The sequence below is a fragment of the Frigidibacter sp. MR17.24 genome, assembly GCF_037095655.1.
Lineage (GTDB): Bacteria > Pseudomonadota > Alphaproteobacteria > Rhodobacterales > Rhodobacteraceae > Frigidibacter.
In genome coordinates this window covers 12137-30403 of sequence record NZ_JBAWKE010000005.1, presented here as the reverse complement: position 1 = coordinate 30403, position 18267 = coordinate 12137, and the positions used below count along the sequence as shown (strand labels likewise).

Here is an 18267-nt window from a genome sequence, read left to right as displayed (position 1 = left end):
GGGGGAGGGCGGGCGCGTGGGTCGGAAATCGTGTTTTCAGAAATCGCCGGGCGCGCATTGCAGGCAGGTCAGCCCCGCCGCGCGCCAGAAGGCCACGACCGAGCTGCGGTCGTCGACCACCAGCCAGGGCCGGTAGCCGTCGGCCCGGATCCGCGCCAGCGCGGTGCGCTTGACCTCGGGGTCGGGGGCGCGGTCCTCGTCGGCGCGGCGCAGGTAGATCGCGTCGGTCTCGATCCCGGCGGCGGCGAGCCAGGCCTCGGTCCGGTGCCGCCAGCCTTCGGGCCGGCCCGAGCACAGCACGATCCGCTCGCCCTGCGCGCGCAGCCTGGCAAGCAGCCGCGCGACCGGCTCGATCGTCGCGGCGCGGCTCATCTCGTCGTGGAACGCGTCCCACTGCTTGTCCTCGCCATGCACGAGGTGCCCCAGCCGGGGGGCGTCGAATTCGGCGAGGGTGCCGTCGATGTCGAAGATCACGCAGTCCATGGGGCGTTCCGTTCCGTCAGGGTCGTCTCGGACCAGCCGCGGGGGCCGGGCGCGAAGAGCAGGGGGGTGGTGTTGGGGGCCGAGGGGCCGGTGTGATCGCCTGCCGTCAGCGCCCGCACCGCGCGGATGACGCCCGAATGCGCCACCAGCACCGGCAGCGCCGGGCCCGCGGCGTCCTGCGCCAGCCGCAGCGCCCGGGCGATGCGGCCGACCATGTCGGCCCAGGGCTCGCCCTCCGGTGGCGTCGCCTCGCGCGGGGTGATCTCGGCCAGGGGGCGGCCTTCGAGCCGGCCCCAGTCGCGTTCGCGCAGGTCCGGCAGGACCCGGCGGGCCCGGCCCGGAAAGGCGAGGTCCGCGGTGTCGAGCGCCCGCGCCTGCGGGCTGGCGAACAGCGCGATCCGCGCGGGCCAGCGCCGGAGCGCGAGCCGCGCCGCCGCCGCGCGACCGGCTTCGGTCAGCATCGCCTCGGTCCGGCCGGCGATGAGGCCGTCGCGGTTGGCGTCGGTCTGGCCGTGGCGGATGACGACGAACGCGCGGGGGCGCAGGGCGCCGGTCACAGCCGGCACCGGTCGTTGAGGATGACCTCGGCGGGGAAGGCGGTCTCGAGCAGGTAGTCCTCGGGCTGGCTGCAGAACAGCGGCGCCGCGCGGCGCGCGCCGAGGCGGCGCAGCAGGCCGACCTGGTCCCTGAGCGGGGGGTGCACGTTCCAGCGCAGAAAGCGCCCGCCGCGGGCCGCGATCGCCCGGGCATGGGCGGTCATGTGCCCGGTGAAGACGACGAAGGCGTCCTGCCCGAGCCGGCCGCGGTCGCGCCAGTCCTGCACCAGCCGCCAGGCCATGCCGCCGTCGGCATTGGGCGTGTCGCAGACGAGGAACCGCGCGGCGGGGTCGAAGGGCCGGTCGAGGAGCGGGCGCAGGCGCGCGGCCCCCGGCACGAGGCTGCCGCTGTCGAGCGCCTGCGCGATCGCGGCCCGGCAGGGCGCGTCGAGGGTGACGGTGCCATGGGCGAGGAGGTGCAGCGCCAGTTCCCCCGCGCGGCCCGAGGGCGGCACCGGGAACAGGAGCTGGTGGCCCGCAAGCGCGGCCAGCGCGGCGTCGAGCGCGGCGCGCCGCGCCGCCTGCGGCGTGTCGTCGAGATGGTAGGAGGCGTCGATCAGCGCGGTCGCGGCCGGGGGCGGCGGGTCGAAGGCGTACCAGGTGGATTCCTCGGACCAGTCGCCCGAATAGAAGAGCCCGTCGCCCAGCCCCAGGTGCAGCCAGCAGCCGCCCAGCGCGTGGCCGTTGCGCCCGGTGGTCACGCGCACCCCCGCGATCACCGTCTCGCCGCGTTCGGGCAGCAGGTGCAGGTCGGCGCCGGGCGGCAGCGCGCGGGCGGTGGCGGCGGTGCAATGGATCGGCAGCCCCGCCGCGATCGCATGCGCCGCCCCGCCGATATGGTCGACGTGGTCGTGGGTGATCAGCACCCGGTCGGCGCCGTCGAGCCAGGCCGGCACGAAGGGCGAGGTCGCCTCGGGCCCGACGCCGGCGTCGAGCACCCAGGTCTCGGACCCGGTCCAGAGCCGGAGGCAGGCGGGGCCCTTCTCGCCGAGGCCGGACTGGACCTCGATCCAGGGTGCGGTGGTGGTCGTGTCACGCATGGGCGCGGGCCCTGTCCATCAGCACGGTGCCCTCGCGGTCGTGAAACGCCCAAGGCTCGGCGATGCGCAGGCCCAGCACCTCGCCCGGCCGGGCGCGGCGGGCCGAGAAGGCGACGAGCGTCTCGCCCGCGGCCTCGATCGTCAGGCGGAAGCGGCCGCCGAGATAGGCGCAGCCCAGCACCCGGCCGCGCAGGGGCGCGGTGTCGGACAGGGTGATGTCCTCGGGGCGGATGCAGGCATGGGTCGGCGTCGCGCTGTCGCTGCGCACCGTCACCTCCTGCCCCAGCAGGGTCGCCTGCCGCCGGCCCGGGCCCGAGGGCGCGCCGAGGCGAAGCGACACGACGCCGCCGTCGCCGACGAAGCCCGCGACGAAGCAGTCCGCCGGTTCGCGGTAGAGCGTTTCGGGCGCGGCGAACTGGCGGATGCGGCCCGCGTCCATCACCGCGATCCGGTCGGCAAGGGCCAGCGCCTCGCCCTGGTCGTGGGTGACGTAGACCATCGTTGCGCCGGTGCGGCGGTGGAACATGCGGAAGACGTCCTGCATCGAGGCCCGCAGCGCGAGGTCGAGGTTCGCCAGCGGCTCGTCCAGCAGCATCGCGCGCGGCTCGAACACCAGGCAGCGCGCGAGCGCGACGCGCTGGCGCTGGCCGCCCGACAGCTGCGCCGGCATCCGGTCGGCATAGGGCGTGAGCCCGGTCAGTTCGAGCGCCTCGGCCACGCGCGCCGCGCGTTCGGCGCGGGGCAGGCGGCGCACCTCGAGCGGGTAGGCCACGTTGCCCGCCACCGTCATGTGCGGCCAGAGCGCGTAGGACTGGAAGACGATGCCGATCTCGCGCGCCTCGGGCGGCACGAAGCGGGTGGCGTCGGCCATGACGCGGCCGCCAAGGGTCAGGCTGCCGGCGGTCGGGCGTTCGAACCCGGCGATCAGGCGCAGAAGCGTGGTCTTGCCGCAGCCCGAGGGGCCGAGAAGCGCCACGAATTCGCCCGAGGCGACGCTGGCCGAGATCGCGTCGAGCGCGGGGGCGGGGGCGCCGTCGAAGCGCTTGGAGAGGGATGCAAAGCTCAGCTCTGCCATGGGATCACTCCTTTCGGGAGGTGGCGCGCGCCGGCCTGCACCGCCGCCATCAGGGCCACGATCAGGCAGACGATCGACATCGCCAGGGCCGAGGCCATGACCGTCTCGCCGCTGTCCTCGAGGTTGAAGATCACGACTCCCAGCGTCTCGGTCCCCGAGGCCCACAGAAGCGCCGAGACCGTGAGCTCGTTCACCGCCGTGAGGAACACGAGGATCGCGCCGGCCGCGGCCGAGGGGGCCGCGAGGGGCAGCACGATGGTGCGCAGCCGCCGTCCGAGCGAGGCCCCGACCGAGGCCGCGGCCTCTTCCATCGAGGGATCGAGCTGGGCGAGGCTCGACTGGATCGGGCGCAGCATCACGACGAGGAACCGCGCGAGATAGGCCAGCAGGATGATCCAGATCGTGCCGTAGAGGCTGAGCCCGGTGAAGGGCAGGCGCATGAACGCCAGGATGCAGGCGATCGAGAGCACGACGCCGGGCAGCGCGTAGGGCAGGTCGACCAGCGCGTCGAGGATCCGGGTGGCGCGGGTCGGTCTGCGGCTGGTCAGCCAGGCGAGCGGCAGGCAGACCGCCATCAGCACCGCCGCCGCCGCGGTGGCGAGGAAGAGCGAGTTGACATAGGCGCGCCGGGTGACCGGCTGGACGAAAAGCGCCTGGTGCCAGGCCTTGAGCGTGGCGGTGTCGACGCTCAGCGGCACGCCGTAGGCCGGGATCAGCGAGGTCGCGAGCAGCGCCAGCAGCGGCAGCGCGAGGATCGCGGCGATGAAGGCCCAGAGCGCGATCTCGACCGCGGGCCGCCAGCGGCAGAGCGACAGCGCGAGCGGCGCCGAGGACAGGCCCGACAGCCCGTGGCCGCCGCGCGACAGCACCAGGCGCCCGGCAAGAACGCCCAGGATCGCCACCGCGCCGATGACCAGCGACAGCACCGCGACCTCGGGCAGGACGCCGGGCCCCATGCCGACGAGGCGCTGGTAGATCAGCGTGGGCAGGGTGGCGTAGCGGGCGGGGATGCCCAGCATTGCCGGGATGCCGAAATTGCCGAGCGCGGTGACGAAGGCCATCGAGCCGCCGGCGATCAGCGCCGGCAGCGACAGCGGCAGGACCACCTGCGCCCAGACCCGGACCGGGCCCGCGCCCGACATCCGCGCGGCCTCGACCAGGTCGGCGGGGATCATGCGCAGGCCGGCGCGCAGCGTCAGGAACACGATCGAGGCATGCTGGATGCCCAGAAGCAGGATGATCCCGCCCGGCGAGTGCAGCGGCTGCGGCGTGCCGAGCGGCGGCGCGAGACCGACAAGCTTGAGCATCACCGACGACGGCCCCGTGACCTGCATCCAGGCGAGCGCGGTGATCTGCGGCGGGATCATCATCGGCACCATCAGGCAGAAGACCAGCGCCGCCTTCGCGCGCACGTCGGTCAGCGCCACGAGGAAGGCGAAGCTGGCCCCGATCGCGATCGAGATCAGCGTGCCGCCGCCGGCGGTGATCAGCGAATGCGACAGCGCCTCGAGCGTGGAGGGGCGGGCGAGCACCGCGGTCAGATGCGCCGTCGTCAGGCCGCGGCCGAAGCCGATGCCTTCCAGCATCAGCCGCGCGACCGGGCCGAGCGAGATCAGCGCGACGGGCAGCAGCAGCAGCGGCAGCAGCCGGTCGAGCGACCGGCTGCCATCCGCCGTCAGGGGGCGAAGGCTCATTGAACCTTGAAGACCTTCGCGAATTCGGCCTTGTTCGCCTCGCTGTCCGCCAGCGCTTTGGCCGCGTCGAAGGGCATCAGCTTGACCGCGTCGCGGGCCGGGAAGCCCTCGGGGCTGGCGACGCCGTCGCGGGCGGGGATGTAGCCCATGTCGGCGACCAGTTCCTGGCCCGGCTGGCTCAGCACGAAGTCGACGAAGCTTTTCGCCGCGTCCATGTGCCTGGTCCCCGCGACGATCGCCACCGGCTCGGTCACGTAGGAGACGCCCTCGTCGGGGAAGACGAAGTCGATGGGCGAGCCTTCGGCCTTGGCGCGCAGCGCCATGTAGTCGACCAGCACGCCATAGGGCTTCTCGCCCGAGGCCACCGCCTTGAACACGCCGCCGTTGCCGCCGTCGGCCAGCGTGTCGTTGCCGGCGAGGGCGGCGTAATAGTCCCAGCCCAGCGCGGGCGTGCCGGTGAGTGTCGCGAGGTGGATCAGCGCGGCCCCCGAATAGAGCGGCGAGGGCATCGCCACGAGGCCCTTCATCGCGGGTTTCGCCAGATCGGCCCACGAGGTCGGAACCTCGGCCGCGCCGGTGTTGTAGGCGATGCCGGTCGTGATCAGCTTGGTCGAGTGGTAATACCCCTCGGGGCTGTAGAGCGCGGCGTCGTAGGCGGCATCCTCGGGCGATACATAGGCGGCGAGCCGGCCCTGCTGCACCAGCCCCTCCATCGTCACCGTGTCCGAGATCAGCAGCAGGTCGGGCGCGGCGGCGCCGGCGGCGATCTCGGCCTCGAGCCGGGCCATCAGCTTGGTGGTGCCGTCGCGGACCCAGTCGACCTCGATCCCCGGGTGGGCGGCCATGAAGGCGTCGACGGTCTTCTGCGCATCCTCGTTGGGCTGCGAGGTGTAGAGCGTCAGGGTCTCGGCCGCGGCGAGGCCGGGGGCGAGCGTCGGGGCCGCGGCGAGAAGGGCGGCGGCGAGAAGAACGCGGGACATGCTGTCTCCATCGGGAAGATGTTGCGGGCGGACGCGCGGAAGGGCTCCGGCGACTTGCGGCCCGCATAGATCGGTGGGGTAACACCGGAATGACGGTTTGCGGATGTTTCCGTGTCAGTGCGGGCGCGTTTGCCGGGGGCACTGGCGCGCGACGGTGATCTGCGGGATAGGGTGGGGCCGAGCCGCGGCCGCAGGACGGGGCATGGGGGTTCCGGAGGTCTCTTGGACGCGTTCGACCGCAAGATCCTGGCGCTGGTGCAGCGCGACTGCACGCTCAAGGCCGAGGCCATCGCCGGGCAGGTCGGGCTGTCGACCTCGGCGGTGCAGCGGCGGCTGCGCGGCCTGCGCGAGACCGGGGTGATCCGCGCCGAGGTGGCGCTGCTCGACCCGGGCGCGGTCGGCCCCTGCATGAGCTTCATCGCCGGGCTGGAGATCGACCGGGACAATTACGGCGCGCTGCAGCGGCTGCGGCAGTGGGCCGAGGCGACCGACCAGGTGCAGCAGCTTTACTATGTCACCGGCGGCGTCGATCTGGTGGCGGTGATCCTTGCCCGCGACGTCGAGGACTATGACGCGGTGACGGCGCGGCTGATGCGGGACAACCCGCTGGTGCGGCGGATCACGACGAATGTCGTGCTGCAGGCGGTCAAGGTCGCGACCGCGGTGCCGATCGACGGGGGCTGAGCCGCCGTGCGGCGCGGGCGGGGGCGCGGATGCGGGCGGACCGCGGCCGGGGACCCGCTTTCGCGGCCAGGCGGCGCGCGGGACGTGCGATCAGGCGGGCAGCCGCCACGCCCGAGGAGCCTGCCGCCATGCGCCGACCCGTCACCCTGCCCGACCACGCCCGCCCCGCGACGCTTGCCCTTGATGCCGGGCTGTCCATCCCGCCCGACACCCGCACGATCCAGCCCGATCTGGCCATGTCGGTGAACACGATGGTCACGCCGGGAGAGGGCGCCTTTTCCGCGGCCGGGCTTGGCGACATCGCCGACGAGCCCTTCACCTACGCCCGCTGGTCGAACCCGACGGTGCGGGCGCTGGAACAGCGCATGGCGGCGCTGGAGCGCGCCGAGGAGGCGGTGGCCTTCGCCAGCGGCATGGCCGCGATTTCGGGGATGCTTCTGGCCCTGCTGAAGGCCGGCGATCACCTGATCGTCAGCGACGTGACCTATGCGGGCGCCGCGGAACTGGCCCGCGGGCTGCTTCCGGACTTCGGGATCGAGGTGACGCCGGTGAACCTGTCGGTGCCCGGGGCGCTTGCGGCGGCGCTGCGGCCCAACACCCGGCTGGTGCATTGCGAAAGCCCCTGCAACCCGATCCTGCGGCTGACCGATCTGGCGCAGGTCGCGCGCGTCGCCCATGCCCATGGCGCGCTGGTCAGCGTCGACAGCACGCTGGCGACGCCGGTGGCGACGCGGCCGCTGACGCTGGGCGTCGACCTGGTGGTGCATTCGCTGACCAAGTTCATCAACGGCCACGGCGATGCGCTGGGCGGGATCGTGCTGGGGTCGAAGGCGCTGACGGCGCGGATCCGGGGGCGGGCGGGGGTCTATCTGGGGGCGTCGCTTTCGGCCTCGAACGCCTGGCTGATCCTGCGCGGGATCGACACGCTGTTTGCGCGCCTGCGCCAGATCAGCGACAGCGCCGGGCGCATTGCCGCCTTCCTCGAGGCGCATCCGGCGGTCGAGCGGGTGATCTATCCCGGCCTCGCCTCGCATCCCCAGCACGCGCTGGCGCAGCGGCAGATGGACCTGCCCGGCGGCATGATCGCCTTCCGCACCGCCGATCCGCAGGCGATGGCGCGCCGGCTGGCGGCGCGGCTGAGGATCGCGCATTACGCCTTCTCGCTGGGCCACCAGCGCAGCATCGTCACGCTGCTGGACACCGACGGGATGATCGGCGGCACCTACCGGCTGGAGGGTGCCGCGCTCGCGGACTATCGCCGGTTCGCGGGCGCGGGCGTGTTCCGCCTGTCGGTGGGGCTGGAGGATGCCGCCGACCTGATCGCGGATCTGGATCAGGCGCTGTCGGCCTGATCCCCGAGGTGCTGCGCCAGGTGGTGGATGTGCTCGGTGCCGATGCCGCAGCAGCCGCCGATGATCGTGGCGCCCCTCGCCGCCCAGCCCCCGGCCCAGCCGCAGTACTGCGGCGGGTCGAGATCGGCGCGGATCGTCGAGACGGTCTCGTTCGCGGCGCCGTCCTCGTCCTGCGAGGTGTCGAAGGCATTGGCATAGACCCCGAGCGCGAGCCCCGGCGCCGCGGCGCGGGCGGCATCGAGCGCGGCGCCCATCACCTCGGGGCGCGAGCAGTTGAAGAGCATCGCCCCGGCCCCGAGCGCCACCGCCAGGCGCGCGGCCTCGGCCACGGGTTCGCCCGAGCGCAGCTGCGGCGCGGGCATGTCTTCGGGATCGACGTCGTCGCGCAGGGTGAATGAGATCCAGAGCGGCTTGCCGGTCGCGGCCGTCGCCGCCGCCGCGGCGCGGGCCTCGGCGAGGCTGCTCTGGGTTTCGGCCAGCCAGAGATCGACATGCGGCGCAAGCCCGCCGACCAGCACGCCAAGGTAGTCCGCCGCGAGGTCGGCGCGGAACAGCCCGGGCTGGTACGAGCCGAAGACCGGCGGCAGCGAGCCCGCGACGCGCACCCCCGGATGCCCCGCCGCGCCTTGCCGCGCCATGCGGCCGGCAAGATCGGCGAGCCGCGCGCCGTCGGCGCGGAACCGGTCCTCGCCGATGTGGAAGGGCACGAGCGCGTAGGAATTGGTGGTGATCACCTGCGCCCCCGCCGCGACATAGCCGGCATGGACCCGGGCCACGGTCTCGGGCGCCTCGATCAGCGCGAGCGCCGACCATTCGGGCTGGCGGAACGGCGCGCCGCTGCGTTCGAGTTCGCGGCCCATGCCGCCGTCCAGAAGGGTGATCGTGCTCATCTGTCGTCTCCCGCCGCGAGGCTGTGGAAGCCCGCGACGTCCTGGGTGATGGAATAGTCGATATGGGCGCGCACGGCGGCCTCGGCCTGGTCGGCCGAGCCTTCGGTCAGCGCGGCCAGCAGCGGGCGGTGTTCGTCGGTCAGCGGGTTGCGGCAGGGCCAGTGCGATTCCGACCAGCGATAGAGCCACTCCATCTTGTCGGCGAGCAGCCCGTGGCGGCGGATCAGGTGCTGGTGGCGGGTCTGGGCGACGAAGCTGGCGTGGAAGCCGAGATCGGCCGCGACCCGCGCGTCGGTGTCGCCGCCCTCGGCCGCGGTCAGCCGCTCGAAGGCGGCGGTGATCAGATCGGTGCCCAGCTCGGCCCGCCGTTCGGCGAGGATGCGCGCGGCCAGCCCCTCGTAGGCGCCGCGCAGGGTGTAGATCTCCCAGATCGCCTGCGCGTCGAGCACCGCCACGCGCCAGTTCGAATAGGGCGTGCGCGTCACCAGCTCCTGCGCCTCGAGCGCGAAGAGCGCCGAGCGGACGGTGCCGCGCCCGGTGCCGATCAGATCGGTCAGCGCAAGTTCGGTCAGCGTCGCGCCGGGGGCGAAATCGCCGCGCACGACCGCTTCGCGCAGCCAGTCGGTCGCCTGATCCTGAAGGCTTTTCTTCGCGATCGGCTGGCGCATCTGGATCCTCAGCGGTTGCGGTCGAAATGGCTGGACAGGAAGGCGCGGGCGCGCTCGGATCTCGGGGCGCCGAAGACCTCGGCGGGGGTGCCGTCCTCTTCGATCCGGCCTTGGTGCAGGAACACCACGCGCGACGACACCTCGCGCGCGAAGCCCATCTCGTGGGTGACGATCAGCATGGTGCGGCCTTCCTCGGCCAGGCCGCGGATCACCTTCAGCACCTCGCCCACCAGCTCGGGGTCGAGCGCCGAGGTCGGTTCGTCGAAGAGGATCGCGCGCGGATGCTGCGCGAGGGCCCGCGCGATCGCCACGCGCTGCTGCTGCCCGCCCGAGAGATGCGCGGGCCAGGCGTCGCGCTTTTCGGCAAGCCCAACCTTCTCGAGAAGGGCCATCGCCTCGTCCCGGGCCTCGGACCGCGGGCGGCCCTGCACGAACAGCGGCGCCTCGATCACGTTCTCGAGGACGGTGCGGTGCGGCCAGAGGTTGAAGTTCTGGAACACGAAGCCGAGGTGCCCGCGCATCCGTCGCGCGATCGCCTCCTCTCCTCTCGTCAGGCGGCCGCCCTTCGGCGACAGGCTGTCGGCGCCGACGCCGACGGTGCCGGCGTCGGGGATTTCCAGCATCGGGATGCAGCGCAGCAGCGTGCTCTTGCCCGAGCCCGAGGCGCCGATCATCGAGATGACGTCGCCGTCCCGCGCCGACAGGTCGATGCCGCGCAGGACCTCGTTCGCGCCGAAGCTCTTGCGCAAGCCGGTGACGGCGAGGGCCGGGGTCTGCGTGGTCACGGGGTCGTCCTTCCGAAGTGCCAGGGCGAGAGGCGCCGTTCCAGCCACCCGCAGAGCCGGGTGACGATGATCGAAAGCGCGAGGTAGATCACCGCGGCGCACAGCAGGATCTCGACCGCGCGCCAGGTTTCCGAGATGGCGGCGCGGGCGATGCCGGTGATGTCCATCAGGGTGATGGTCGAGACCAGGGCCGTGGCCTTGAGCATCGAGATGATCTCGTTCGAATACGCGGGCAGGGCCTGGCGGATGGCCAGCGGCAGGGTGATGCGGCGCAGGATCGCGATCCGGCCCATGCCCGAGACGCGCCCGGCCTCGACCGTGCCCCTGGGGACCGCGCGCAGGCCGCCGCGCAGGATTTCCGAGGTGTAGGCGGCGTCGTTCAGCACCAGCGCCAGCAGGCCGCACCAGTAGGGTTCGCGCAGGAACGGCCACAGGATGCTGTGGCGGATCACGCCGAAGCCGGCGAGGCCGTAGTAGATCATGAAGATCTGGATCAGCAGCGGCGTGCCGCGGAACACGAAGACATAGGCCCCGGCCACGGCATTGCCGACGCGGCTCTGGCGCATCAGGTTGAGCAGGAGCGCAAGGCAGCCGCCGCCCGCGAGCGACAGTAGCCACAGGTTGAGCGTGAGCGGCAGGCCCTTGAGCAGGCTCTGGAACATGCCGGCAAGGAAGGTCACGTCCATCGGTCAGGCCCCCGTGCCCGTGCCCGGATGCCCGCGCAGGCTGCGCCGTTCGGCCAGGCGGAAAAGCTGGTCCGACAGCGTGGTGATGACCAGGTAGATCCCGGCGCCGGCGGCGTAGAACAGGAAGTGCTCCTGCGTGGTGCCGGCCGCGACCGAGACCTGGCGCATGGTCTCGACCAGCCCGGTGACCGAGACGAGCGCGGATTCCTTGATCACCGACTGCCACTGGTTGCCCATGCCCGGCAGCGCCGTGACCATGGCCTGCGGCGCGATCACCCGGCGAAAGAGCGTGAACCGCCCCATGCCGCAGACGCGGCCGGCCTCGATCGTGCCCTTCGGCACCGCCTGGTAGGCGCCGCGCAGCACCTCGGACTGGCCCGCGGCCGAGATCAGGCCGATCGCCAGCATCCCGGCGGCGAAGCCCGAGATGTCGAAGGGCCCCGCGAAGCCCAGCGCGGTGCCGACGGCGGCCACCACCTGGCGGCCGCCGAAGTAGAACAGGTAGATCACGAGGATGTCGGGCACGCCGCGCAGCGTGACGGTATAGGCCTCGGCCAAGGCGCGCAGCACGGCGTTGCCGCCGATGCGCGCCCAGGCGACCAGCGTGCCGAGCACGAGCCCGCACAGGAAGGCCGCGACCGAGACGGCGAGCGTCATCAGCCCCGCCTTCGCGAGGACGAGACCCCAGCCGTCGGGTCCGAAGCCGAGAAGCCCGATCTCTCCCATGAGGTCAGAGCTTCGGCGTCACGTTCATCTTGAAGTACTTCATCGACAGCGCCTCGAGCGTGCCGTCCTCGGACATCGACTTCAGCGCGGCGCCGAGCTTTTCGGCCAGCTCGGCATCGCCCTTCTGCACCGCGATCGCGGCGCCGCGGCCCATCACGCCGCCCGTGAAGTTCGGGCCCGCGGTGGTCGCCTCGTCGCCGTTCTTCTCGAGGAAGGCCGAGATGTTGGTGATCGCGGCCATCGTCGCGTCCAGCCGGCCGTTCATCAGGTCCTGGTAGACGTCGGGGCCGTTGGGATAGGTGCGGATGGTGACGCCGCGCGGCGCGAGGTACTTCTCGAGGAAGTCGGCCTGGATGGTCGAGACCTGCACGCCGACGGTCTTGCCCTTCAGCGCCTCGGCCACGGCCGCGATCGAGGCCTCGGCCGCCGTCTCGTCGTCGAGGACGACGAGGCTGTCCGCGCCCGGGATCTCGATCCCCGCGTCCTTCAGCACGGCGAAGGTCGAGCCGCCGGTGGTGTAGGGCAGCGAGAAGTCGACGACCTGCAGGCGCTTTTCGGTGACGGTCACCGCGTCGATCACGCCGTCGTACTTGCCGTCGACCAGGCCCTGGATCATCCCGTCCCAGGCCTGTGAGATCAGGTCGTATTCGATGCCCGCGCGCTTGGCGGCTTCGGCCAGCAGGTCGACCTCGAAGCCGTAGATCGTGCCGTCGGGCTTGCTCATGTTGAAGGGCGGATAGGCGGCTTCGGTGGCGAAGACGTAGGTCTTGCCCTCGGCCAGGACCGGCCCGCCGAAAGCGAGGATGGCGGCGGCGGCGAGGCCTGCGCGCAGGACGGTGCTGCGGGTGAGGGTCATGGTCGTTCCTTCGGCGTTTGGGGCGTTGGGGGAGGCGTTGGGATCAGGACAGGAATTCGACGGCCATGCGCGTGAGCGCGATGGCGCTTTGCGCGATGCAGGCTTCGTCGGGCTGGTAGTCGGAATTGTGGACGCGGTCGTCCCGGCCCGGCTGGCCCGATCCGACGAAGAGCTGGACCGAGGGCATCCGCTCGGAGAAATACGAGAAATCCTCGGCGCCGAAGCTTTTGCCCTGCTCGACATGCACGGGCGTGCCGAACTGCAGGGCCAGCGCCTCGGCGGTGCGGTCGATCATCGCGTCGTCGTTCATCAGGGGCGGCGCGCCGCGGATGTATTCGACCTCGGCCCGGACGTTCAGCGCAAGCGCCGCGCCCTCGCAGATGCGCCGGAACGCGGCCTCGGCCAGGTCGCGCGTCTCGGGCGAGCGGCAGCGCACCGTTCCCTCGAACATGCAGGTGTCGGGGATGATGTTCTGGGTGGCGCCGCCCGCGATGTGGCCGACGGTCAGCACCGCCGACAGCGAGGGGTCCACCTCGCGCGAGATCACGGTCTGCAGCTGGGTGATGATGTGGGCGGCCGCGACGATCGGGTCGATCGCGGCATGGGGCCGTGCCGCGTGGCCCGACCTGCCGTGGACGGTGACCATGAATTCGTCGCTCGACGCGGTGCTGGCGCCGCGGTTGAGCGAGAGCATCCCGGCGGGATGTTCGGGCCGGTTGTGGAAGGCGATCGCCATGTCGGCGCCGTCGGCCGCGCCCTCGGCGACCATGGCGGCGGCGCCGCTTTCCAGCGTTTCCTCGGCGGGCTGGAACACCAGCCGGACGGTCCCCGCAAGCTGCGGCGCCATCTGCGCCAGCGCCCCGGCCGCGCCCAGCAGCGCCGAGGTGTGCAGGTCGTGGCCGCAGGCGTGCATCCTGCCGGGCACGGTCGAGGCGAAGGGCAGGCCGGTCTCTTCCTGGATCGGCAGCGCGTCCATGTCGGCGCGCAGGATCAGGCAGGGTCCCGGCCGGCCGCCGCGGATCTCGGCCACGACCCCGGTGCGGCCGACCCCGGTCTTCGCGGTCAGGCCGAGCGCCGCGAGTTCGCGCGCGACGATGCCGGCGGTGCGGACGGTGTCGAAGCCGGTTTCGGGATGGGCGTGGATGTCGCGACGGATCTCGATCAGCCGCGGCTCGGCGGCGCGCGTGAGCGTCTCGATCTGGCGGTCGGGGGCATTCGCAAGGTCGGTCATGGGCAGCATCTCGTGGGACCCCGGCCCTGAGCCGGAGCGCGGCCATGCGTCACCGAAATGTCATCCCGAGTCAATGTCCGATGATCGACAATCGATCCGGCGCGCCGGGCCGTGCCGCCCGGCGCCTGCCGGCGGACGTTCTGCACCCGTCGTCGCCGGGGGACGATGCGTCAAGGCGACCCGGGCGGGCGTCAGGGCAGGGGGGGCGCGGCGTCGAGCGCCGCGCGCTGGGCGGGGTCGGCGATGTCGATCATCCGCCGCCGCCGTTCGGCCAGGGTGCAGCCGCGCAGGTCGGCGATGCCGTGTTCGGTCACGATGATGCCGGCCTCGCTGCGCGGCGTGCTGACCGGGCCCGAAAGCCGCGCGACGATGCGCGAGGCGCCGGTCCGGCGCACCGTCGAGGCGAGCGCGACGATCGGCAGCCCGCCGCGCGAGCCATGCGCCCCGCGCAGGAATTCCGCCGCGCCGCCGACCGCGCCGATATAGGCGCCGTCGGCGACCTCGGCATTGATCTGCCCGGTCAGGTCGACCTCGATCGCCGAGTTGATCGCCACCAGCCGGTCGTGCCCGGACAGCACCGCGGGATCGTGGGTGTAGCTGGTCGGGCACAGCCTGAGGCCGGGGTTGCGGTGGGCGAAGCGCCAGAGCCGTTCGCCGCCCAGAAGCCACCCGGTCACGGTGACGCCGCGGTCGCGGGTCTTGCGGGCGTTGGTGATCACCCCGGCCTCGGTCAGGGCGGCGATGCCGTCGCTGATCAGGCCCGAGTGCACGCCCAGGTCGCGCCGGTCGCGCAGCCCGCCAAGGATCGCATCGGGCAGCTGGCCCAGCCCGATCTGCAGCACCGAGCCGTCCTCGATCAGGCCGCAGACATGCGCGGCGATCCGGCGGTCGATGTCGGAGGGCGGCGCGCTGTCGAGGCTGCGCAGCGGCCGCGCGCTGCGCACCACCGCCGCCAGCCGCTCGGGCCGGACCGCGATGTCGCCGGGCACGTCGGGCATCCGGTCGTTGACCTCGGCCAGCACGACGCGCGCGCTGTCGATCAGCGGGGCGAGCCATTCGTTCACCAGGCCGAGGTTGTGCAGCCCGTCCGGCCGCGGCGGCGGCAGGTGCAGCATCAGCACGTCGACCGGCGCGAGGATCCGCGACAGGGTGGAATAGGGCACCGGCAGGATCTCGAGCGCGCCGGCCTGCGCCAGCCGCCGGTTGGTGCCGCTGGCGCAATAGGACCGGAAGCGCAGCCGGTCGGCATGGGCGGGGTCGGTCGTCGCGGTCAGGCTGAGCCCGATCGTCGCCGTCACCGGCCCGACCGCGTGCCGCTGCGCCACGAGCGCGGAGGTCAGCGCCTCGGGCTCGGCCGCCGCCTGTCCCCAGACGACGGAATCGCCCGGGCGGATCCAGTCCGTCAGCCGCAGCCCGGCCGGGATGGCGACGGGATCGGGAAATGTCATGGCGCTCCTCCCACTTGGCCGCGGCCGGGCCTGCCCCGGCGCGCCACGTCGCCCCGCCGCGCAGCAGGGACTTGACAGGAGCTACTACAATCCGAATTAATGGACAATAGTTCGCATAGCGGACTTTAGCCCCGGAGGTGGAGACCGGGTGCGAATGCAGAGGGAGGATATCATGAACCTGAAGATGCTTGCCGCCTCGGCGGCCGCCGTCGCGCTTTTCGCCATCCCGGCCGCCGCAACCGATCTGCGGATGCTGTCGAGCTGGTCGTCGAACCAGTCCTACACGATCAACGTGGCGCAGCCGCTGATCGACAAGATCAGCGAGCTGTCGGGCGGCGAGATCAGGATCGGGCTGTCGGGCCCCGAGGTGGTGCCGGCCTTCGAACAGCTGGAGCCGGTGCAGGCCGGGGTGTTCGACCTGCTGTTCACCCATCCCGCCTATCACATCGGCGCGGCCTCGCTCGGGCTTGCGGTCGAGGCGATGCGCGCGGATCCCGCGCTGCGCCGCTCGTCCGGGGTGCTCGACACGCTCGACGAGTATTACCAGACCCTTGGGCTGAAGCTGATCGCCGTGGCGCCGGTGGGGTCGGTTGCGTTCAACTTCATCCTCAAGCAGCCGATCGGCGACGCGCCGGCGCTGGCCGGGCGCAAGATCCGCGGCACCCAGACCTACAACCCGGTGATCGAGGGGGTCGGCGGCGCACCGGTGATCCTGCCGATGACCGACATCTATTCCTCGCTGCAGACCGGCGTGATCGACGGCGCCGGCACCACGCTGACCGGCATCGCCGACGCCAAGTGGTACGAGGTGGCGAAATACCTGTCGCGGCCGAAGTTCGGCACCGTCGGGCTGTTCGTGTTCATGAACCTCGACACCTGGGACAGCCTGACCGAGACCGAGCAGTCGACGATCCACGAGGCCGCGCTGGCGATCGAGTCCGAGTCGATCCCCCGCTTCGACAAGCTGGCCGCCGAGGAGGAGACATTCCTGCTCGAGCACGGGATGGAGCTGAGCGAGATGCCGGCGGCGGATGCCGAGCGGCTGGAGACGCTGTTCTCCGAAGGGGCCTGGGCCACGGCGCACATCACCGGCGGCGACTATGCCGACAAGATGCACGACCAGGGCGAGAAGGCGGGACTGCTGCAGTGAGACAGGCCCCCCCGCCCCGGATGCGGCAGGTCGGCGCGCTTGCCGACCTGCTGGTCAGGATCGCCTTCTGGATCGCCGCGGCGGCGCTGGTGGTGATCCTGGCGATCACCCTTGTCGAGATCACGATGCGCTATGTCTTCGGCGCGCCGACGATGTGGGTCTCGGACAGCGTGCGCTACCTGCTGGCCTATCTGATCATGCTGGGCCTGCCCGAGGTCACGCGGTCGCGGGAACATGTCTCGATCACGCTGGTGCTCGACGCGGTGCCCTCGGGGCACTGGTACCGGCGCGCGCTGCTTCTGGTGAGCGCGGCGGCCTGCGCCGCGGTGGTCTATTTCGCGATCGACGTCGCGATGACGCAGGTCGCGCGCAACACCTTCACGCAGGGGACCTGGCGCATCCCGCGGGTCTGGATCACCGGTGCGGTGGCGGCGGGCTTCGCGGTGGCGGGGCTGGTGTTCCTGGCCCAGGGCCTGGCGCCGCGGCGGCTGCCGCAGGCCAAGCCGCAGGCCGCGCCGAAGCGGGTGGAGGCCTGAGCCGGAATGGAGTGGTTCCTTGTCCTTCTGACCTTCTTCGGCGCGCTGCTCGCGCTGATGCTGACCGGCATCAACGTCTTCGTGGCGTTCCTGATCATCAACCTCACCGCCACCGGCCTGCTGATCGGCGAGCGCGGCTTCGGGCTGTTCATCAACAGCGTCGCCGACAGCACCAGCAACGGCAGCTATGCGACGATCCCGCTGTTCATCCTGATGGGCGAGATCCTGTTCCGCTCGGGCAGTGTCGACGTGCTGTTCGACTCGGTCGACCGGCTGGTCGGGCGGGTGCGCGGGCGGCTTTACGCCGTGGTCATCGTCATCGCGACGATCTTCGGGGCGCTGTCGGGGGCGGCGGTCGCGGTCTCGGCGATGCTCGGCCGCTCGGCGATGCCGAACATGGCCGCGCGCGGCTATTCGCCGAAGATGTCGGCCACGGTGATCCTGGCCGGCGCCTCGCTGGCACCGATCATCCCGCCCTCGCTTCTGGCGATCATCATCGGCTCGCTCGCCGATGTCTCGATCTCGGGGCTGCTGATCGCGGGGATCGTGCCGGGGATCATCGTGTCGCTGATGACCGGGACCTACGTGATCCTGTCGGTGATGCGCGATCCCACGCTCGCCCCGCCCGACACCCCGCCCGACGACACCACCTCGGGCGGGGCCGCGGCGCGCGGCAGCGCGCTGGGCGCGGTGATCCGGATGGTGCCGTTCATGTTCATCATCTTCATGGTGATGGGGATGATCATGCTGGGGATCGCGACGCCGGGCGAATCCGCCGCGACGGGGGTGATCGGCGCGACGCTGGTCGCGATGCTCTATCGCCGCGCGAGCTTGGGGATGCTGCTGCAGGCGCTGACCTCGGCCACGCGGCTGAGCGTGATGATCATGGTCATCGTCGCCTCGTCGACGCTGTTCAGCCAGCTGGTCGCCTTCACCGGTGCCTCGCAGGCGCTGGTGGGCTGGGCGACCGACCTTGGCCTGCCGCCGATGACGATGTTCGTGGTGCTGATGGCGCTGCCGCTGATCCTGTGCATGTTCATCGACCAGATCGCCTTCCTGCTGATGGCGGTGCCGCTTTACGATCCGCTGGTCCATGCGCTGGGCTATGACCCGATCTGGTTCTGGACGATCTTCCTTGTGAACCTGACCGTGGGCGGGGTGACGCCGCCCTTCGGCTACACGCTGTTCGCGCTGTCGGCCGCGGCGCCGAACCTCTCGACCGCGCAGGTCTTCCGCGCGAGCTATCCGGTCGTGGTGATCTTCCTTGCCGCGATGACGCTTTTCGCCCTGGTGCCGCCGCTGGTCACCTGGCTGCCCGGGATGCTCTGAGCCCTCCCGGCCGCGACCGACCCTGCCCGGACCCCGGGCAGGGTCACCGCCGGGCCCG

The 18267-nt window shown here is 71.9% G+C and carries 19 protein-coding genes; 5 read left to right on the top strand and 14 right to left on the bottom strand.

What is annotated here, in order from left to right:
- Positions 1-36: 36 nt before the first annotated feature.
- The 6 genes from V8J39_RS16010 to V8J39_RS15985 are packed head-to-tail and all read right to left on the bottom strand — an operon-like array spanning position 37 to position 5868.
- Entirely contained in the window at positions 37-483 is a 447-nt protein-coding gene (locus V8J39_RS16010) for a phosphatase domain-containing protein (RefSeq protein ID WP_336461946.1), read from the bottom strand.
- On the bottom strand, positions 471-1040 hold the full coding sequence (locus tag V8J39_RS16005; protein ID WP_336461945.1) for a histidine phosphatase family protein: 570 nt from the start codon (positions 1038-1040) through the stop codon (positions 471-473). The genes V8J39_RS16010 and V8J39_RS16005 overlap by 13 nt, the downstream gene beginning before the upstream one ends.
- Positions 1037-2119: an MBL fold metallo-hydrolase gene (locus V8J39_RS16000; RefSeq protein ID WP_336461944.1), complete on the bottom strand. Its 1083-nt coding sequence runs from the start codon at positions 2117-2119 to the stop codon at positions 1037-1039. The genes V8J39_RS16005 and V8J39_RS16000 overlap by 4 nt, the downstream gene beginning before the upstream one ends.
- Positions 2112-3194, bottom strand: a complete 1083-nt coding sequence (locus V8J39_RS15995; protein WP_336461943.1) for an ABC transporter ATP-binding protein — start codon at positions 3192-3194, stop codon at positions 2112-2114. The genes V8J39_RS16000 and V8J39_RS15995 overlap by 8 nt, the downstream gene beginning before the upstream one ends.
- Entirely contained in the window at positions 3182-4888 is a 1707-nt protein-coding gene (locus V8J39_RS15990) for an ABC transporter permease (RefSeq protein ID WP_336461942.1), read from the bottom strand. Before V8J39_RS15990 ends, V8J39_RS15995 begins: the two co-directional genes overlap by 13 nt.
- Positions 4885-5868, bottom strand: coding sequence for an ABC transporter substrate-binding protein (locus tag V8J39_RS15985; RefSeq protein ID WP_336461941.1), 984 nt, complete (start codon positions 5866-5868; stop codon positions 4885-4887). The genes V8J39_RS15990 and V8J39_RS15985 overlap by 4 nt, the downstream gene beginning before the upstream one ends.
- Before the next feature lie 222 nt (positions 5869-6090).
- Between V8J39_RS15985 and V8J39_RS15980 the strand changes: the two genes are divergently transcribed.
- Both V8J39_RS15980 and V8J39_RS15975 read left to right on the top strand, forming a co-directional pair.
- A complete protein-coding gene (locus V8J39_RS15980) occupies positions 6091-6552 on the top strand; it encodes an Lrp/AsnC family transcriptional regulator (protein ID WP_336461940.1) in 462 nt (153 codons plus the stop codon).
- A gap of 128 nt (positions 6553-6680) precedes the next feature.
- Positions 6681-7904: a trans-sulfuration enzyme family protein gene (locus V8J39_RS15975; RefSeq protein WP_336461939.1), complete on the top strand. Its 1224-nt coding sequence runs from the start codon at positions 6681-6683 to the stop codon at positions 7902-7904.
- Here the strand turns inward: V8J39_RS15975 and V8J39_RS15970 are convergent.
- From V8J39_RS15970 to V8J39_RS15935, 8 genes are all read right to left on the bottom strand, one after another.
- Positions 7886-8794, bottom strand: coding sequence for a homocysteine S-methyltransferase family protein (locus tag V8J39_RS15970; protein WP_336461938.1), 909 nt, complete (start codon positions 8792-8794; stop codon positions 7886-7888). The two genes, V8J39_RS15975 and V8J39_RS15970, sit on opposite strands and share 19 nt — an antisense overlap.
- Entirely contained in the window at positions 8791-9462 is a 672-nt protein-coding gene (locus V8J39_RS15965) for a GntR family transcriptional regulator (protein WP_336461937.1), read from the bottom strand. The genes V8J39_RS15970 and V8J39_RS15965 overlap by 4 nt, the downstream gene beginning before the upstream one ends.
- Positions 9463-9470: 8 nt before the next feature.
- A complete protein-coding gene (locus V8J39_RS15960; protein ID WP_336461936.1) occupies positions 9471-10247 on the bottom strand; it encodes an ABC transporter ATP-binding protein in 777 nt (258 codons plus the stop codon).
- Positions 10244-10933, bottom strand: a complete 690-nt coding sequence (locus tag V8J39_RS15955) for an ABC transporter permease (protein WP_336461935.1) — start codon at positions 10931-10933, stop codon at positions 10244-10246. The genes V8J39_RS15960 and V8J39_RS15955 overlap by 4 nt, the downstream gene beginning before the upstream one ends.
- Before the next feature lie 3 nt (positions 10934-10936).
- Positions 10937-11659 carry an ABC transporter permease gene (locus V8J39_RS15950; protein WP_336461934.1) on the bottom strand — a complete coding sequence of 241 codons (723 nt, stop codon included), beginning with the start codon at positions 11657-11659 and terminating at the stop codon, positions 10937-10939.
- A 4-nt stretch (positions 11660-11663) separates the two neighbouring features.
- The gene (locus V8J39_RS15945) at positions 11664-12515 is read right to left on the bottom strand and encodes a transporter substrate-binding domain-containing protein (RefSeq protein ID WP_336461933.1); all 852 of its coding nucleotides are present in this window, start codon (positions 12513-12515) and stop codon (positions 11664-11666) included.
- A 43-nt stretch (positions 12516-12558) separates the two neighbouring features.
- Complete coding sequence (locus tag V8J39_RS15940; RefSeq protein ID WP_336461932.1) at positions 12559-13746, bottom strand: M20 metallopeptidase family protein; 1188 nt, start codon at positions 13744-13746, stop codon at positions 12559-12561.
- Between the two features lie 191 nt (positions 13747-13937).
- Positions 13938-15194, bottom strand: coding sequence for an acetyl-CoA hydrolase/transferase family protein (locus V8J39_RS15935; RefSeq protein WP_336461931.1), 1257 nt, complete (start codon positions 15192-15194; stop codon positions 13938-13940).
- A 172-nt stretch (positions 15195-15366) separates the two neighbouring features.
- Here V8J39_RS15935 and dctP point away from each other — a divergent pair, with 172 nt between their 5' ends.
- Genes dctP through V8J39_RS15920 form a run of 3 tightly spaced genes read left to right on the top strand, consistent with a single transcriptional unit; the run spans position 15367 to position 18209 of the window.
- The gene (gene dctP, locus V8J39_RS15930) at positions 15367-16344 is read left to right on the top strand and encodes a TRAP transporter substrate-binding protein DctP (RefSeq protein WP_336461930.1); all 978 of its coding nucleotides are present in this window, start codon (positions 15367-15369) and stop codon (positions 16342-16344) included.
- Positions 16341-16880: a TRAP transporter small permease gene (locus tag V8J39_RS15925; RefSeq protein ID WP_336461929.1), complete on the top strand. Its 540-nt coding sequence runs from the start codon at positions 16341-16343 to the stop codon at positions 16878-16880. Before dctP ends, V8J39_RS15925 begins: the two co-directional genes overlap by 4 nt.
- Before the next feature lie 6 nt (positions 16881-16886).
- Positions 16887-18209, top strand: coding sequence for a TRAP transporter large permease (locus tag V8J39_RS15920; protein WP_336461928.1), 1323 nt, complete (start codon positions 16887-16889; stop codon positions 18207-18209).
- Positions 18210-18267 lie beyond the last annotated feature (58 nt).

Bases quoted from the DNA above. Each gene is read 5' to 3' on its own strand.
- V8J39_RS16010 (WP_336461946.1), bottom strand. From the start codon at position 483: ATGGACTGCGTGATCTTCGACATCGACGGCACCCTCGCCGAATTCGAC.
- V8J39_RS16000 (WP_336461944.1), bottom strand. From the start codon at position 2,119: ATGCGTGACACGACCACCACCGCACCCTGGATCGAGGTCCAGTCCGGC.
- V8J39_RS15995 (WP_336461943.1), bottom strand. From the start codon at position 3,194: ATGGCAGAGCTGAGCTTTGCATCCCTCTCCAAGCGCTTCGACGGCGCC.
- V8J39_RS15990 (WP_336461942.1), bottom strand. From the start codon at position 4,888: ATGAGCCTTCGCCCCCTGACGGCGGATGGCAGCCGGTCGCTCGACCGG.
- V8J39_RS15985 (WP_336461941.1), bottom strand. From the start codon at position 5,868: ATGTCCCGCGTTCTTCTCGCCGCCGCCCTTCTCGCCGCGGCCCCGACG.
- V8J39_RS15975 (WP_336461939.1), top strand. From the start codon at position 6,681: ATGCGCCGACCCGTCACCCTGCCCGACCACGCCCGCCCCGCGACGCTT.
- V8J39_RS15970 (WP_336461938.1), bottom strand. From the start codon at position 8,794: ATGAGCACGATCACCCTTCTGGACGGCGGCATGGGCCGCGAACTCGAA.
- V8J39_RS15965 (WP_336461937.1), bottom strand. From the start codon at position 9,462: ATGCGCCAGCCGATCGCGAAGAAAAGCCTTCAGGATCAGGCGACCGAC.
- V8J39_RS15955 (WP_336461935.1), bottom strand. From the start codon at position 10,933: ATGGACGTGACCTTCCTTGCCGGCATGTTCCAGAGCCTGCTCAAGGGC.
- V8J39_RS15950 (WP_336461934.1), bottom strand. From the start codon at position 11,659: ATGGGAGAGATCGGGCTTCTCGGCTTCGGACCCGACGGCTGGGGTCTC.
- V8J39_RS15945 (WP_336461933.1), bottom strand. From the start codon at position 12,515: ATGACCCTCACCCGCAGCACCGTCCTGCGCGCAGGCCTCGCCGCCGCC.
- V8J39_RS15940 (WP_336461932.1), bottom strand. From the start codon at position 13,746: ATGACCGACCTTGCGAATGCCCCCGACCGCCAGATCGAGACGCTCACG.
- V8J39_RS15935 (WP_336461931.1), bottom strand. From the start codon at position 15,194: ATGACATTTCCCGATCCCGTCGCCATCCCGGCCGGGCTGCGGCTGACG.
- dctP (WP_336461930.1), top strand. From the start codon at position 15,367: ATGAACCTGAAGATGCTTGCCGCCTCGGCGGCCGCCGTCGCGCTTTTC.
- V8J39_RS15920 (WP_336461928.1), top strand. From the start codon at position 16,887: ATGGAGTGGTTCCTTGTCCTTCTGACCTTCTTCGGCGCGCTGCTCGCG.